Origin of the sequence: Gordonia sp. DT219 (assembly GCF_049847065.1) — a bacterium.
Lineage (GTDB): Bacteria > Actinomycetota > Actinomycetes > Mycobacteriales > Mycobacteriaceae > Gordonia.
Genome location: NZ_JBNCNR010000007.1, coordinates 35,439 through 49,091, shown reverse-complemented (window position 1 = coordinate 49,091; position 13,653 = coordinate 35,439). Strand labels below are relative to the sequence as shown.

Annotated in this window: 15 protein-coding genes; 9 read left to right on the top strand and 6 right to left on the bottom strand. The window is 66.5% G+C overall.

Going from position 1 to position 13,653, the window contains the following annotated elements; genetic code table 11:
- Window positions 1-20: 20 nt before the first annotated feature.
- The 3 genes from ACPXB3_RS11005 to ACPXB3_RS10995 are packed head-to-tail and all read left to right on the top strand — an operon-like array spanning window position 21 to window position 1,095.
- Window positions 21-176, top strand: a complete 156-nt coding sequence (locus ACPXB3_RS11005; protein ID WP_425705632.1) for a hypothetical protein — start codon at window positions 21-23, stop codon at window positions 174-176.
- The gene (locus tag ACPXB3_RS11000; RefSeq protein WP_425727610.1) at window positions 173-670 is read left to right on the top strand and encodes a flavin reductase family protein; all 498 of its coding nucleotides are present in this window, start codon (window positions 173-175) and stop codon (window positions 668-670) included. Before ACPXB3_RS11005 ends, ACPXB3_RS11000 begins: the two co-directional genes overlap by 4 nt.
- Window positions 667-1,095 (top strand): hypothetical protein, encoded by a 429-nt coding sequence (locus ACPXB3_RS10995; protein WP_425727609.1) that lies wholly within the window; start codon window positions 667-669, stop codon window positions 1,093-1,095. Before ACPXB3_RS11000 ends, ACPXB3_RS10995 begins: the two co-directional genes overlap by 4 nt.
- Window positions 1,096-1,107: 12 nt before the next feature.
- Here ACPXB3_RS10995 and ACPXB3_RS10990 read toward each other — a convergent pair whose 3' ends face one another.
- Entirely contained in the window at window positions 1,108-1,872 is a 765-nt protein-coding gene (locus ACPXB3_RS10990) for an SDR family oxidoreductase (RefSeq protein ID WP_425727608.1), read from the bottom strand.
- A gap of 122 nt (window positions 1,873-1,994) precedes the next feature.
- On the opposite strand from ACPXB3_RS10990, the gene ACPXB3_RS10985 reads away from it, so the two are divergent.
- Window positions 1,995-2,357, top strand: coding sequence for a MerR family transcriptional regulator (locus ACPXB3_RS10985; protein WP_425705636.1), 363 nt, complete (start codon window positions 1,995-1,997; stop codon window positions 2,355-2,357).
- Window positions 2,358-2,425: 68 nt separating this feature from the next.
- On the opposite strand, the gene ACPXB3_RS10980 is transcribed toward ACPXB3_RS10985, so the two are convergent.
- On the bottom strand, window positions 2,426-3,007 hold the full coding sequence (locus tag ACPXB3_RS10980; protein WP_425705637.1) for a helix-turn-helix domain-containing protein: 582 nt from the start codon (window positions 3,005-3,007) through the stop codon (window positions 2,426-2,428).
- A 186-nt stretch (window positions 3,008-3,193) separates the two neighbouring features.
- On the opposite strand from ACPXB3_RS10980, the gene ACPXB3_RS10975 reads away from it, so the two are divergent.
- The 3 genes from ACPXB3_RS10975 to ACPXB3_RS10965 are packed head-to-tail and all read left to right on the top strand — an operon-like array spanning window position 3,194 to window position 6,454.
- Window positions 3,194-4,603: a uracil-xanthine permease family protein gene (locus ACPXB3_RS10975; RefSeq protein WP_425727607.1), complete on the top strand. Its 1,410-nt coding sequence runs from the start codon at window positions 3,194-3,196 to the stop codon at window positions 4,601-4,603.
- Window positions 4,584-5,642 carry an isopenicillin N synthase family dioxygenase gene (locus ACPXB3_RS10970; protein ID WP_425727606.1) on the top strand — a complete coding sequence of 353 codons (1,059 nt, stop codon included), beginning with the start codon at window positions 4,584-4,586 and terminating at the stop codon, window positions 5,640-5,642. The genes ACPXB3_RS10975 and ACPXB3_RS10970 overlap by 20 nt, the downstream gene beginning before the upstream one ends.
- Complete coding sequence (locus ACPXB3_RS10965) at window positions 5,639-6,454, top strand: alpha/beta fold hydrolase (protein ID WP_425727605.1); 816 nt, start codon at window positions 5,639-5,641, stop codon at window positions 6,452-6,454. The genes ACPXB3_RS10970 and ACPXB3_RS10965 overlap by 4 nt, the downstream gene beginning before the upstream one ends.
- Here the strand turns inward: ACPXB3_RS10965 and ACPXB3_RS10960 are convergent.
- Together ACPXB3_RS10960 and ACPXB3_RS10955 are read right to left on the bottom strand one after the other, a co-directional pair.
- Window positions 6,408-6,812 (bottom strand): PPOX class F420-dependent oxidoreductase, encoded by a 405-nt coding sequence (locus tag ACPXB3_RS10960; protein WP_425727604.1) that lies wholly within the window; start codon window positions 6,810-6,812, stop codon window positions 6,408-6,410. The genes ACPXB3_RS10965 and ACPXB3_RS10960 overlap by 47 nt on opposite strands.
- Window positions 6,813-6,895: 83 nt before the next feature.
- Complete coding sequence (locus ACPXB3_RS10955; protein WP_425727603.1) at window positions 6,896-7,501, bottom strand: DNA-3-methyladenine glycosylase I; 606 nt, start codon at window positions 7,499-7,501, stop codon at window positions 6,896-6,898.
- Between the two features lie 90 nt (window positions 7,502-7,591).
- Here ACPXB3_RS10955 and ACPXB3_RS10950 point away from each other — a divergent pair, with 90 nt between their 5' ends.
- The gene (locus ACPXB3_RS10950) at window positions 7,592-9,223 is read left to right on the top strand and encodes a dihydroxyacetone kinase family protein (protein WP_425727602.1); all 1,632 of its coding nucleotides are present in this window, start codon (window positions 7,592-7,594) and stop codon (window positions 9,221-9,223) included.
- 68 nt (window positions 9,224-9,291) lie between these two features.
- On the opposite strand, the gene clpB is transcribed toward ACPXB3_RS10950, so the two are convergent.
- A complete protein-coding gene (clpB, locus tag ACPXB3_RS10945) occupies window positions 9,292-11,844 on the bottom strand; it encodes an ATP-dependent chaperone ClpB (protein WP_425727601.1) in 2,553 nt (850 codons plus the stop codon).
- Window positions 11,845-12,057: 213 nt separating this feature from the next.
- Here clpB and ACPXB3_RS10940 point away from each other — a divergent pair, with 213 nt between their 5' ends.
- A complete protein-coding gene (locus ACPXB3_RS10940) occupies window positions 12,058-13,152 on the top strand; it encodes a helix-turn-helix domain-containing protein (protein ID WP_425727600.1) in 1,095 nt (364 codons plus the stop codon).
- A 53-nt stretch (window positions 13,153-13,205) separates the two neighbouring features.
- Here the strand turns inward: ACPXB3_RS10940 and ACPXB3_RS10935 are convergent, their stop codons facing one another.
- Window positions 13,206-13,652: an ASCH domain-containing protein gene (locus tag ACPXB3_RS10935; RefSeq protein WP_425727697.1), complete on the bottom strand. Its 447-nt coding sequence runs from the start codon at window positions 13,650-13,652 to the stop codon at window positions 13,206-13,208.
- Window position 13,653 lies beyond the last annotated feature (1 nt).

Genomic DNA, 13,653 nt, shown 5'->3' with positions numbered 1-13,653 from the left:
CACAGAGTGGGTGATAGCGAATGAAAACTGTTGTGGTCTCCGGCAATCCGAAGCCCGGTTCACGCACTCTGCGGGCCGGTGAGCGGGTGGCGAAGGCGTTGGGGCAGCAACCCGAGGTCGTGGAACTCGCAACGGCAAGTGGGCTGTTCGTCACCGACACCGAGGCCGTCCGGTGATCGCCCCCTACACCGGCGACACCACCGCCCTGCGACGCATCTTCGGCGGCTTCCCGACCGGCGTGGTCGCGCTCTCCGCCGTCGGCGACGACGGACATCCGATCGTCATGGTGGCCTCCACCTTCGCCGTCGGCGTGTCACAGGACCCACCGCTGGTCGTCTTCGCCGCACAACACTCCTCGTCGACATGGCCCGACCTCGCCCGCGCCCACCGACTCGGGGTCTCGGTACTCGGAGCCGAGATGGCCGGACGATGCCGGCAACTGTCCTCGAAGAACCGCGCCAAACGGCTCGCCGACATCCCGGTCTCCATCCTCGACTCCGGCGCCGTACTCCTACCTGACGGCACCGCCTGGTTCGAATGCGAGGTCACCGCCGCCCATCGCGCCGGCGACCACGACCTCGTCGTCATGCAGGTACTGGGCTTCGGCGAGAAGCTCGACGCCGACCCACTGGTGTGGCATCGCAGCACCTTCGTCGGACTCGCCACATGAGCCTCACCACAGCCCCGCCAACCACAGCCCCGGCAACCACACCGGCCACCGTCACGGTGCTCCTCACCGACCGCGCCACCACCAGTCGCGGTGACACCACCTACGACGTGGCGACCTTCCCGACCCTCCTCGACGCCATCCGCGCCCGCGAACACCGAAACCCACTGCACCCCACGCTTCTCCGAGTCGACGTCGTCGACCCGGATTCCCCACCCCCCGATTCGATCTCGGTACTCGCCTACCCCCGCTCGGTGGCAAGCCTGATCACCGACATCCACCTCCTCGACATCGCCGACGGAGTACTTCTGGCCTACGCCCACCCCACCGTGATCACCACCGCCTACCGCGCCGAACTGGCGAAGCTGCTGGACCGCAAAGGCTTCCGAGCGGATCTTCGCCACCAGATCGGCAGCGGTCGAAAGTAGCCGGCGTTGCCGTCACGCCCCGGAGGCACCGAGCTCGGCGTAGAAGGTGGCGGGGTCCTGACCGAGGAACGATTTCACCCATCGCGTCCAGTCGTCGGTGAGGATCTCGACGCTGTCCGTTTCCAGGCCGTCGATGGTGGCGCGGGCGATGTCGGCCGGGTCCTCCTTCGGGCCGTCGTAGTCGGCGGTGAAGTCGGTGTCGAAGGCTCCCGCGTGCACCGCCACGACGCGGGTGCCCTGATCGGCCAACTCGAGCCGGAAGCCGTTGGTGATGGCCCACGCCGCGGCCTTGCTCGCGTGGTAGCCGTTGGTTCCCGGGTAGGCGAACCACGACTGCGCCGACAGAACGTTGACGATGGTGCCACCGCCAGTGCCCGCGAGCACCGGCGCGAACGCCCGCACCATCGCCAGCACGCCCCAGAAGTTGGTGTCGAGTTCGGCGCGCACGTTCTCCAGCGGAGTGTCCAGCAGGGCGCCCGGCCGACTGATCCCGGCGTTGTTCACGAGCAAGGTCACGTCGGAGGCGATGGCCGCGGCCTCGGCGATCTGCGAGTCGTCGGTGACGTCGAGCCGCAGCGGCACCACTCCCGGCAGGTCCACTGACTCTGGATTACGCGCTGCTGCATAGACTTTCGCCGCGCCGCGGCTGACGAGCCGAGCCGCAATGTGACGGCCGAGACCGCGGTTGGCTCCGGTCACCAAGGCGATGGCACCCGTTACCGACGATGTGGGAGTCGAGTCCGACGATGTGGGAGTCGAGTGTTTTTGTGTGGTCATGGCATCACGCTAGAAGCTGACGCCCACGTGAGGTTCAAGGCTATGTGACCACCGCCACGCCACTCCGTCATCTCGACAGGTCGGGCGTAGCCTGACACCTGACGTCCACGTGAGGTATGAGAATGAAAATCGGTGAACTCGCCCAGCGCACCGGGGTCAGCGTGCGCGCACTGCGCTACTACGAGGAGCAAGGTCTGCTGACCAGCGACCGCACACCCGGCGGACATCGCGACTACGCCGACGACGCCGTCGAGCGGGTGCGTTTCTTTCAACTGATGTACTCCGCCGGTCTGTCCAGCCGGCGCATCGCCGACATGCTCCCCTGCCTGGACACCGGCACCACCGATCAAGAACAACTGCAGATGCTGTCCGCGGAGCGTCGTCGACTCGACACTCGCATCACCGAACTCACCGCCGCACGCGACCGGCTCGACGCGATCATCGACAATGCGTATGAACGGGTCGGCACAGCTGACGCGGTCTGAATTGGTGAACGCCGCCGGTGTACCAGCGGCGTTCACCAATTCGGGCCGCGTTCAACAACTTCCGGTCCTCAGAACGGCGGCGATGCAGTGATCAGGAACCGCACGGCAGCGTCGGAACGGTTGTGCCACCGATGCGCCACGGTGGCCGAGAAGTACAGGACGTCACCCACGCCGAGGGTGTAGGTGGTCGATCCGACCTCCACCTCCAGCGACCCGTCGACGACGTAGATGAACTCTTCGCCCGGATGCGTCGTCGCCGACGACGACGAGGTGTGCGGTCCGGCGGTGATCTCGTTGGGCCCCATGGACCCGCCCCGCAATGCGCAGCGACGCATCGTCGCACCCGGTGACACCTCGAGAACCGGCGACTGCGCCGCACGCACCAGCGACGCGTCGTTCTCGGTCTGGCTCAGCAACTCGTGCGCGGTCGTTCCGACGCAGCGGGCTATCGCATGCAGGTTCATCACGCTGGGCACCGTCCGACCGTTCTCGGCCTGCGACAGGAACGATTGCGACAGACCGGTCCGATCGGCCACATCCTGCAAGGTCAGCGCCGCCGACTTCCGCGCCGACCGGATCGCGATACCGAGGCTGGTCGCCAGATCGGGCGCCTCGGTCTGTTCGGTCGGCACGTCCGCAGAAGTCGTCATGACAGCAATCAATACACGATTACGAGCCCCGCGCAGCCCGCGCCGACGGTGTTAACACGGCCGTGACTTATCGATGAGGTCGAAGAAATCTTCAGCCCGTTCAATATCTCGTGTCGGTGGCGGCAGCCTCGCGCACCAGCTCGCCCGACGGTCCCGCAGAACTTCCTCACGTACGGGAGAGAGCATATGTCCCAGCACCAAGTCGACGTCCGGCCCCCGTGGGGCCGCCTGGCCGCACTGTCGATCCAGCACGTCCTGATCATGTACACCGGCTGCGTCACGGTCCCGCTGGTCTTCGGCGCCGCCCTGAAACTGAGTCAATCCGACATCGCATTCCTGATCAGCGCCGACCTGCTGGTGGCCGGCATCATCACCGCCATCCAGGGCTTCGGCCTCGGGAAGATCGCCGGCGTTCGGCTGCCGATCATCTGTGGCGCCACCTTCACCGGCCTCACGCCGATGATCCTGATCGCCCACAAATACGGCATCCAGGCGGTCTACGGCTCGATGCTGATCGGCGGTGTCGTCGGTCTGGCCCTGGCCATCCCGTTCGCCCGCATCATCCGGTTCTTCCCGGCGCTGGTCACCGGCGCGGTGCTGACGGTCGTCGGATTGTCGCTGATCGGCGTCGCCGGTGGACTCATCGTCGGTTCGGACTCCTCGTCGCCCGACTACGCCGCTCCCCGCAACCTGCTCATCGCCGCCATCGTCGTCGTGATCGCCGTCGCCCTGCTGTGCCTCGGCCGCGGAATCTGGGCGCAGCTGGCAATCCTCTTCTCGCTCATCGCCGGAACCGCGATCACGGCTGCCATGGGGATGTTCCACCTCAGTGGCGTAGGACAAGCCGGCTGGGTCGGCATGCCGACGCCCTTCCATTTCGGCGCACCGCAGTTCCCGATTGCGGCGATCGTGTCGATGAGCATCGTCATGGCCGTGGTGTTCGCCGAGTCCACCGCCAGCATGCTCGCTGTCTCCGAGATCACCGGAAAGCCGTTGAGCACCGGCGATCTCACCCGCGGCCTGATCGGCGACGGACTGTCGGGCATCCTCGCCGGAATCTTCGGCGGCTTCATCGACACCGTCTTCGGGCAGAACGTCGGGGCCGTCGAGACGAGCCGCGTCCACAGCCGGTTCGTCACTGCGGGCAGCGGCCTGATCCTCATCGTGCTGGCGCTCATCCCCAAGATGGGTGCGCTGATCGCCGCACTGCCCGGCCCCGTCGTCGGTGCGGTCGGCCTGGTGCTGTTCGGCACGGTCGCCATGGTCGGCATCCGCACGCTGGCCACGGTCGACCTGGCAAAACCGGTCAACCTGACCATCGCGGCCACCGCCGTCGGCGTCGGGCTGCTGCCCGAGTTCGTGCCCGACATGTTCACCAAATTGCCCGACTCGATGCAGATCATCTTCGGCAGCGGCATCACGCTCACCGCGATCGTGGCGTTCGTACTGAACATCGTCTTCTACCACACCCCGCTCCGCCGCCGCGTCGACGACGAACCGGTGGTCACCGCAACCACCGACATCCTCGTCGCCACCGAAACCGGCACCGCGAGCACCAGCACGGCCACCGAGACGAATGCGAAAACCCATGTCTGAGAGCACGTTCACCGTCCCGACCGTCGACATCTCGGCCTACGTGACCGGCGGATCACCACAGGCCCGCTCCGAGGTGGCTCGCCAGATCGACTCGGCTTGTGCCAGTGTCGGTTTCATCCAGGTCACCGGGCACGGGATCGCCGACGACGTCATCGACGGTCTGAAGTCGGCGATGGACGACTTCTTCGGACTCGACCTCGACACCAAGAAGACCTACCGGGTCGACGGCGCCAATCGTGGCTATACGGCACCGAAAACCGAGTCGCTGCGGCTGAGTGCCGGTGTGGAATCGGCGTCCCGGATGAACGACTTCTTCGAGGCCTACAACATCGGCGTCGAGGCCCGCTCGATCGCCGACGTCGACCTCGACGAGGCCGACTACGGCATCAACCTGTGGCCCGGCGTCGACGGCTACCGCGATCGCATCGAGGCGTACTTCGCCGAGGCGCGACGCGTGGCGCGCACCCTCACAACCATTTTCGGTGACGCACTCGGACTCGGACCGGATTTCTTCACCAAACTCACCGATCACTCCATCGACGTGCTCCGGATGAACAACTACGCGCTCCCGCCCGGCACCGACATCGCCCTCGACGGCGACCTCACCGGTATGGGCGAACACACCGATTTCGGTCTGGTCACCGTGCTGTGGGCCGATCAGGTCGCCGGCCTGCAGGTACTCGGGCCGGACGGGGTGTGGCATGAGGTCTCGCCGATCGACGGCGCGCTGCTGGTCAACCTCGGTGATCTCACCGCGCGCCTCACCAACGATCGCTGGCTGTCGACGCTGCATCGGGTGAAGCCGCCGGTGGTCGACGGCACCGTGGAGCGCCGACGCTCGGCGGCCCTCTTCCACGACGGCAACGCCGACGCCGTGATCTCCACGCTCGAAAGCCATCTCGGTTTTGACAACGGCCTGGCGTATGAGCCGATCCGCGTCACCGACCACATCGCCGCCAAGCTCGCCGGCTCGCGCGGCGGAAAGCTGAACGTGGGCGCCGTGCGCGAAGCAGCGCGCCTGTCGGACGCCGCCCGGTGACCGCACCACTTCCGAACGTCGTACTTCTCCACGGCGCCTGGGCGCAGTCCTGGGTGTGGGATCTGGTGGTCGAGCGGCTCGCCGCCGCCGGAATCGCCTGTCACCGACCGGATCTTCTCGGCGCCGCGCACTGGGGTGACGACGCCATCACCCTCACCGACGTCGTCGGTGCCGTCATCGACGAGATCGCCGACATACCAGGAGATCTCGTCGTCATCGGACACAGTGGCGGCGGGGTGGTGGCGACCGACGTCGCCGAGCACCTGATGCGTCGGCACGACCCGAGGATACGGGGTCTCGGCTACGTCGCCGGCATGATGCTGCCGAGTGGCATGAATTTCGGCCGACTGTGCGACCTCGCGGGTCTGGCTGCGCCCGTGGGCATCTCGGCGTTCACCGAACCCACCGCCGACGGGCGTGGCACCGTCGTCCCGCCCGAGGCGGGTGCGGCAGTCTTCTTCCAGCAGGCCGACGCCCACGCCGCGGTGAGCGCGGCGCGGCGGCTCGTCCCGCAGCTGGAATCGACCCGGCTCATCGCCCCGGAATGGACCGCCGAGGGTACAGGTTCACTGCCGCGCCTGTACGTGGAGGCCACGCTCGACAGGTCGGTTCCCCTTGCCGCACAGCGCGAAATGCAACGGCTGAGCCCCGGAGCGCGGGTGGTCACCCTGGAGACCGACCACGCACCGCAGCTGTCCCGGCCCGACGAGCTCGCCGCGATCCTGGCCGAGTTCGTGCGCTCCACGGAGCTCAGCCCCTCAGGTGTCACCCCTTCAGGGCACCCCAGCCGTACCAGCGTTCGATCGTCATGACGGCGGTGGTGCGCGGGTTGTCGCGCACCGCATACTGCTCGCCGGTGTAGTGGCGGGAGATCCGGTCGATGTCGGTCAGCCCCTCGTCGGCACGGAACTCCGTCACCCGCCCCACCACGGTGACGTGGGTGTACCAGTCGTCGCCGGCGAGCACCGTCAGCGTGACGCGCGGGTCAGCGCGGAGGTGACGCAACCGCACGCGGGTGTCGTCGAGGTTGAGCAGGATCTCGTCACCGTCGAGGAGGTACCAGGTCGCGGCCGTGACCGGGGCGCCGTCGGATCGGACGGTGGCCATCACGGATGGATTCGGCTGGGCGAGCAGTTCCCGTGCGGCCTCGGTCAACGGTGCGTTCGACATGTGTCCTCCTCGGTGTTCATCGCGCTTTCTGCGACGACGGTGGGCCGTGTGGCCCGGCTACCAGGTTGCCACGCCGAGACTGCTCAGTGCCCTGCGGAATGCCGATGCTCGGCGATCGCGGCGGCCACCGCCGGCCGGGTGGCGCAGTCGTGGGCGTGATCGTTGACGAAGCCCGCGGCCTGCATCAGTGCGAACATCGTCGTCGGCCCGACGAAGCGCCACCCGCGCTTCTTCAGGTCCTTCGAGAGTGCCAGCGACTCGGCCGAGGTCGTCATCGAGTGCGGGACGTGTTCACGTTCGGGGGCATAGCTCCAGAAGTAGGGTTCGAGGGAGCCCTCGGCGTCGATGAGTTCCTCGGCGCGGCGGGCGTTGTTGATCGACGCCTCGATCTTGCCGCGGTGCCGGATGATGCCCGCATCACCCAACAATCGGGTGACGTCGGCGTCGGTGAATCTCGCGACCGTGGGAATGTCGAAGCCGGCGAACGCTTTCCGGAAGTTATCCCGTTTGGTGAGGATGGTGCGCCAGCTCAGTCCGGACTGGAATCCCTCGAGGCAGACCCGCTCGAACAGGGCGGTGTCACCGGAGAGCGGGAAGCCCCATTCGGTGTCGTGATAGGTGGTCTCCGGTTCTCGGGCGGCCCACGCGCACCGCGAGACGCCGTCGTCGCCGACGATCACGTTCGACATGCCGTTCTCCCTACCTCGCGTCCGGTTGCACGCTACTCTCGCCCACCGACAGGACCGGTCCGGCCCATTCGGGTGACTACTGTGGAACCGGTGAGTGCCCACGATTACATCCTGAACTCGCCCGCCACCTTTCTCAACGATGCGCTGAGCGGTTTTGTCGCCGCTCATCGCGACATCGACTGGCAACCCGATCCCGGCTTCCTGTATCGCGCCGACCGTGGCGACGATCGTCGGGTCGCGCTCGTCTCCGGCGGCGGTTCCGGGCACGAGCCGATGCACTCGGGGATGATCGGCGCAGGCATGCTCGACGCAGCCTGCCCCGGCCTGGTGTTCACCTCCCCCAACGCGCTGCAGGTGGCCGGCGCGACCCGCTGGGCCGACCGCGGCGCCGGGGTGCTGCACATCGTGAAGAACTACACCGGCGACGTCCTCAACTTCCGGATCGCCCGCCACCTCGTGCGCGACGAGGTCGCCACCGACCACGTCATCGTCGACGACGACGTCGCGACCGCATCCGAGTCCGGCCCCGGACGGCGCGGCACCGGAGCCACGATCATCGTCGAAAAGATCTGTGGCGCAGCCGCAGCCGAAGGCAGGAAGCTCGACGAGGTGGCCGAGATCGGGCGTCGGGTCGCGGCGAATGCCCGCAGTATCGCCGTCGCATACCAGGCCTGCACCGTTCCCGGCTCGTCCGCGCCCGCGTTCGAATTATCCGCGGATGAGATGGAATTCGGGGTCGGTATCCACGGCGAGGCGGGTGTGCGCCGGACCGCCAAGGTCGATGCGCGCGAGCTGGTGAACCGGATGGTCGACCCGATCGTCGATGCGCTGTCCCTCGTTCACGGCGAGCAGGTGATCGCGCTGGTGAACGGTCTCGGGTCGGCGCATCAACTCGAGTTGGACCTGGTGTTCGGCGAGGTGGTCGCGGATCTGGACCGACGCGGGATCACCGTCGCGCGCCCCATGGTCGGCACCTTCGTCACTGCCCTGGACATGGACGGCGTCTCGATCACGCTGGTGCGCGCCGACGATGACGTCCTCGCCCTATTCGACGCGCCGACCACAGCTCCGGCGTGGCCGTACGTACCGGCCCGCGCCGCCGGCGGTCCGGTGCAGGTCACCTTCGCCGAACCCGATGACGCGGCCGACGACGGACCCGAATGTGGTTGGCTCTCTGCCTTTGTCGAACGCGTGCAGGGCTCGATCGATGACCTCACCGACCTCGACCGACGCGCCGGCGACGGCGACTTCGGCGTGAACATGGATGCGGCGCTGGGACATTTCGCGATCCCGCTACGCGGCTCCGACACCGAGGTGCTCGATACCATCGCCACCTCTTTCCTGGTACGTGCCGGGGGCACCTCCGGCGCGCTGTTCGGCGTGCTGTTCCGGCAACTCGCCACCTCCTTCGCCGACGGCCGCGGCTTCGACGAATCGCTGAGTGCCGGAGCACAAACGGCACTCGCCGAGATCACCGACCTCGGCGGCGCCTCGGTCGGCGACAACACCATGGTCGACGCCCTGTCTCCCGCGGTCGACGCCCTCGCCGACGGCGACACCGGCGCGGCCGCGGCGGCCGCCGAACGCGGCGCCCGCTCCACTGAAGAGCTCACCGCCGCCAAGGGCCGCGCCAGCTACGTCGGTGAAAATGCCCGGGGCGTCATCGATCCCGGCGCGCTGGTGGTGTCGTGGTTGTTCCGCGCGGCGGCCGACCACTCCTGACACCATTCACTGGTGCGACGACAACGCCCCCTTCCCGACATCGGGAAGGGGGCGCGTCATTGCCGAGATCAGCCGAGCACCAACGACTCTCCGTCGGCGTCGACGTTGACCGGGACGACGTCGCCGTCGCGGACGTCACCGGCCAGCAGCGCCCGGGCGAGCTTGTCGCCGATGGCCTGCTGCACCAGCCGCCGCAGCGGGCGGGCACCGTAGAGCGGGTCGAAGCCCCGCTCGGCCAGCCATTCCTTGGCCTTGGGCGTGACCTCCAGTTCGAGGCGACGCTGGGCCAGCCGCTTCTGCAGCTGCCCGAGCTGGATGTCGACGATGGACACCAGCTGTTCGGGACTCAGCGCGTCGAAGATCACCACGTCGTCGAGGCGGTTGATGAACTCCGGCTTGAAGGCCGCGCGCACCGCCGCCATCACCTGATCCTTGTCGCCGCCGGACCCGAGGTTCGACGTCAGGATGAGGATGGTGTTGCGGAAGTCCACGGTGCGGCCCTGGCCGTCGGTCAGGCGTCCCTCGTCGAGGACCTGCAGCAGGATGTCGAAGACGTCCGGGTGGGCCTTCTCGACCTCGTCGAAGAGCACCACCGTGTACGGGCGGCGGCGCACCGCCTCGGTCAGCTGTCCGCCCTGCTCGTAGCCGACGTATCCCGGAGGAGCGCCGACAAGCCGTGCCACGGCGTGCTTTTCGCCGTATTCACTCATGTCGATGCGCACCATCGCGCGTTCGTCGTCGAACAGGAACTCGGCGAGTGCCTTGGCCAGCTCGGTCTTGCCGACACCGGTCGGTCCGAGGAACAGGAACGAGCCCAGCGGGCGGTTGGGATCGGCGACGCCGGCGCGTGCCCGACGTACCGCATCCGACACCGCGACCACTGCCTCGCGCTGCCCGATGACCCGTTGTCCGAGTTCTTCTTCCATGCGCAGCAGCTTGGCGGTCTCGCCCTCCAGCATCTTTCCGGCGGGGATGCCCGTCCACGCCGACACGACCTGTGCGACGTCGTCGGGGCCGACCTCCTCCTGCAGCATCACGTCTTCGTCGGGGTCGGTGCCGGTCTTCTCCAGCGCCGCCTCGAGTTCCTTCTCCAGGCTGGGGATCTTGCCGTACCGCAGCTCGGCAGCACGTCCGAGGTCTCCGTCACGCTCGGCGCGATCGGATTCTCCGCGAAGGCTTTCCAGTTGCTCCTTGATGTCACGGACGGCATCGATGGCGGTCTTCTCGCCCTGCCAGCGGGCCGAGAGCTCGTTCAGCTTCTCCTTGTGGTCGGCCAGCTCTTGACGCAGTTTCTCCAGCCGCGCCTTGGAGGCCTCGTCGTGCTCCTTTTCCAGCGCGACTTCCTCGACCTCGAGCCGGCGGACGATCCGCTCCACCTCGTCGATCTCGACGGGCCGCGAGTCGATCTCCATCCGCAGGCGCGACGCGGCCTCGTCGACTAGGTCGATGGCCTTGTCCGGCAGGAACCGCGAGGTGATGTAGCGGTCGGAAAGGGTTGCGGCAGCGACCAATGCGGAGTCGGTGATGCGCACGCCGTGGTGTACCTCGTAGCGGTCCTTGAGGCCACGCAGGATGCCGATGGCGTCCTCGACGCTCGGCTCGCCGACGTAGACCTGCTGGAAGCGGCGTTCGAGCGCGGCGTCCTTCTCGATGTACTGGCGGTACTCCTCAAGCGTCGTCGCACCGACCAGCCGCAGCTCGCCACGGGCCAGCATCGGCTTGATCATGTTCCCGGCGTCCATCGCGGAATCGCCTGTCGCACCGGCGCCGACGATGGTGTGCAGCTCGTCGATGAAGGTGATGACCTGCCCGGCCGATCCCTTGATCTCGTCGAGCACGGCCTTGAGCCGCTCTTCGAACTCGCCGCGGTACTTGGCACCGGCGACCATCGATCCGAGGTCCAGGGAGACAACCGTCTTGTTGCGCAACGACTCCGGGACGTCGCCGGCGACGATGCGCTGGGCGAGCCCTTCGACGATGGCGGTCTTGCCGACGCCGGGCTCACCGATGAGGACCGGGTTGTTCTTGGTCCGGCGGCTCAGCACCTGTACGACGCGCCGGATCTCGGAGTCACGGCCGATCACCGGGTCGAGCTTGCCCTCACGGGCGGCCTTGGTGAGGTCGGTGGAGTACTTCTCCAGCGCCTGATAGGTCGACTCCGGATCCTCGGAGGTGACGCGCGCACTGCCGCGAACGGAGACGAACGCCTCGCGCAGCGCCTGTGGGGTGGCGCCGGCATTGTGCAGCAGTTTGGCGACGTCGGAATCGCCGGTCGCCAGGCCGACGACGAGGTGCTCGGTGGAGACGTACTCGTCGTTCAGCTCGGTCGCGAGCTGCTGGGCTGCGGTGATCGCGGCGATCGATTCGCGCGAGAGCTGCGGTTGGGCGCTGGCGCTCGACACCGTCGGCGCGCGATCAACCATCGCCTGGGCCTGGGTACGAATGGTCGACGGATCGACCCCCACCGCCTTGAGCAGCGGCGAAGCAATGCCGTCGGACTGATCGAGCAGGGCGACCAGGATGTGGGCCGGACGCACGTCGGGGTTACCGGCAGCGGCCGCCGCACCCACCGCAGTGCTCAGCGCCTGCTGTGTCTTGGTGGTCGGGGTGAAGCTGTCCACTTCGTGTGCACCTTTCTCTACGTTCTTAAGTCGGTACGGCTCAAGTATGGCCGTTCGAGTGCTACAACGCGAGGAGAGTTGAGTCCATTCCGCTCAACTATGGGAACTTTGTGGTGACGGACACAGTCCACGGTAGTAGTTGCGACACGTTGGTGACGTCGTCGAACAGGCAGGGTTGCCACCCACAGTTCTCTATGTGCCAAAATCGCAAACATGGATGCGAAGGCACTCGGCAGGCGAATTGCGGAGGCGCGTGTCGCTGCCGGCATGTCGCAGGCGCAACTCGCCGCCGCGTTGGACCAGGCCGACCACATAACGGTGAGCAAGATGGAGTCGGGAACCCGACGTGTCTCGGCCACCGAGATGTTCGCCATCGCCGAGGCGCTTGGCAAGCCTCTGCAGTGGTTCGTCATGGATGAGGTTCCTGCCGCGATCAGCCGCCGCACCGACGCCGGATTCGACCCCGACGTCACGGCGCACATGGATGAGGCAATCGAGTTGCTGGCCGACGACATCCGATCGCTGATGCGCAAAGAGTTGATCTCCACGGTCCAGCGTCCCGAGTCGTCGGTACCCAGTCGCCATGAGGATGCCGAGCAGGTTGCGCACGAGGCGCGCAAGAGAATTGGCGTCGGCAACGAGCCCGTCATCGACATTCTGTCGGCCTGCGAGGAGCTCGGGATGTACGTGTTCGTGGGCAACTACGGCGAATCCGCCGATGGGGCATGCGTAATCGTCGACGGTGACGGCAAAAGTGCGGTGGCCGCTACGGTGATCAACGCCGAGCAGCGACCGGGGCGCAAACGGGTGACCGCCAGCCACGAGTTGGCGCACTGGCTGGTCGGCGATGCGTACGACGCACACAATTCCGATTCCGAGACGATGGTCAAATCGGTTGCGATCCATTTCCTGATTCCCCGGGAGGGCGCGGCGAAGCTGTGGAGTGAGCATCCACATGACAGCCCACGCCGACGCGCCATCCGCATCGCCGGCACGTACCGCGTGTCGTGGACCGCGACCGTCAACCAACTCAAGAACATCGGATTGATCGACGAACGCGAGCGAGTGTCGCTTGCCCGCGACCTTCCCGTCACCAGTGACTTCACAGCAGTCGGAATCCCTTATCGCGCAGACCTTCTCGTCGCTCCGCGGCTGTCCCCGCGACTCGCCGCCGCCGTGGTGCGCGGCTACGAAGACGCGAAACTCACACGGAAGCATGCACTACAGATGCTGCGCGGATCGATCAGCGACGCAGAACTGCGCCCCCGAGACGAGGCCCCTTTCGAGGTGATCGACGGAGATGCCTGAACCGTGGGTGATGGATACGAGCATCTGTTCCCTTGCACCGATCCATGCCCCTCTCAAGCGGAATAACCCAAGAGCGAAGTGATCGACTCCTTCGACGGGTGCTCAAAGAGCATACGTTCAACGGCTGTTCGGTCCAGAAAGTGCCAGGTCTGGGGCGGTGCGAATGCTCGGTTCCTTCGGATGTCATTTAGCCGAACGGGATCGCGCAAGACACGCACCTCTTCGAGGTGTATCAGATAGGCAGTGTCTCGACCGCGAAAATACCGTTCAATCTCCGCTGCTGACACGCAAGCATCCTTCAGGACTGAGTGTTGTAAGTCAGCCACGTCAACGACCACGATCCTTGCCACTCGACATGTCGCCACCACCGCAGACATTGGAAATGTCTCATAAATCACAACTGGCTGTCCCGGAAGTACATTTGGCCTCGTCTTGCGGAGTTCGATGGTTTTCTTACCATTGACAATGTTTCGCACGTGTCGTGGATGGACTGACAACATC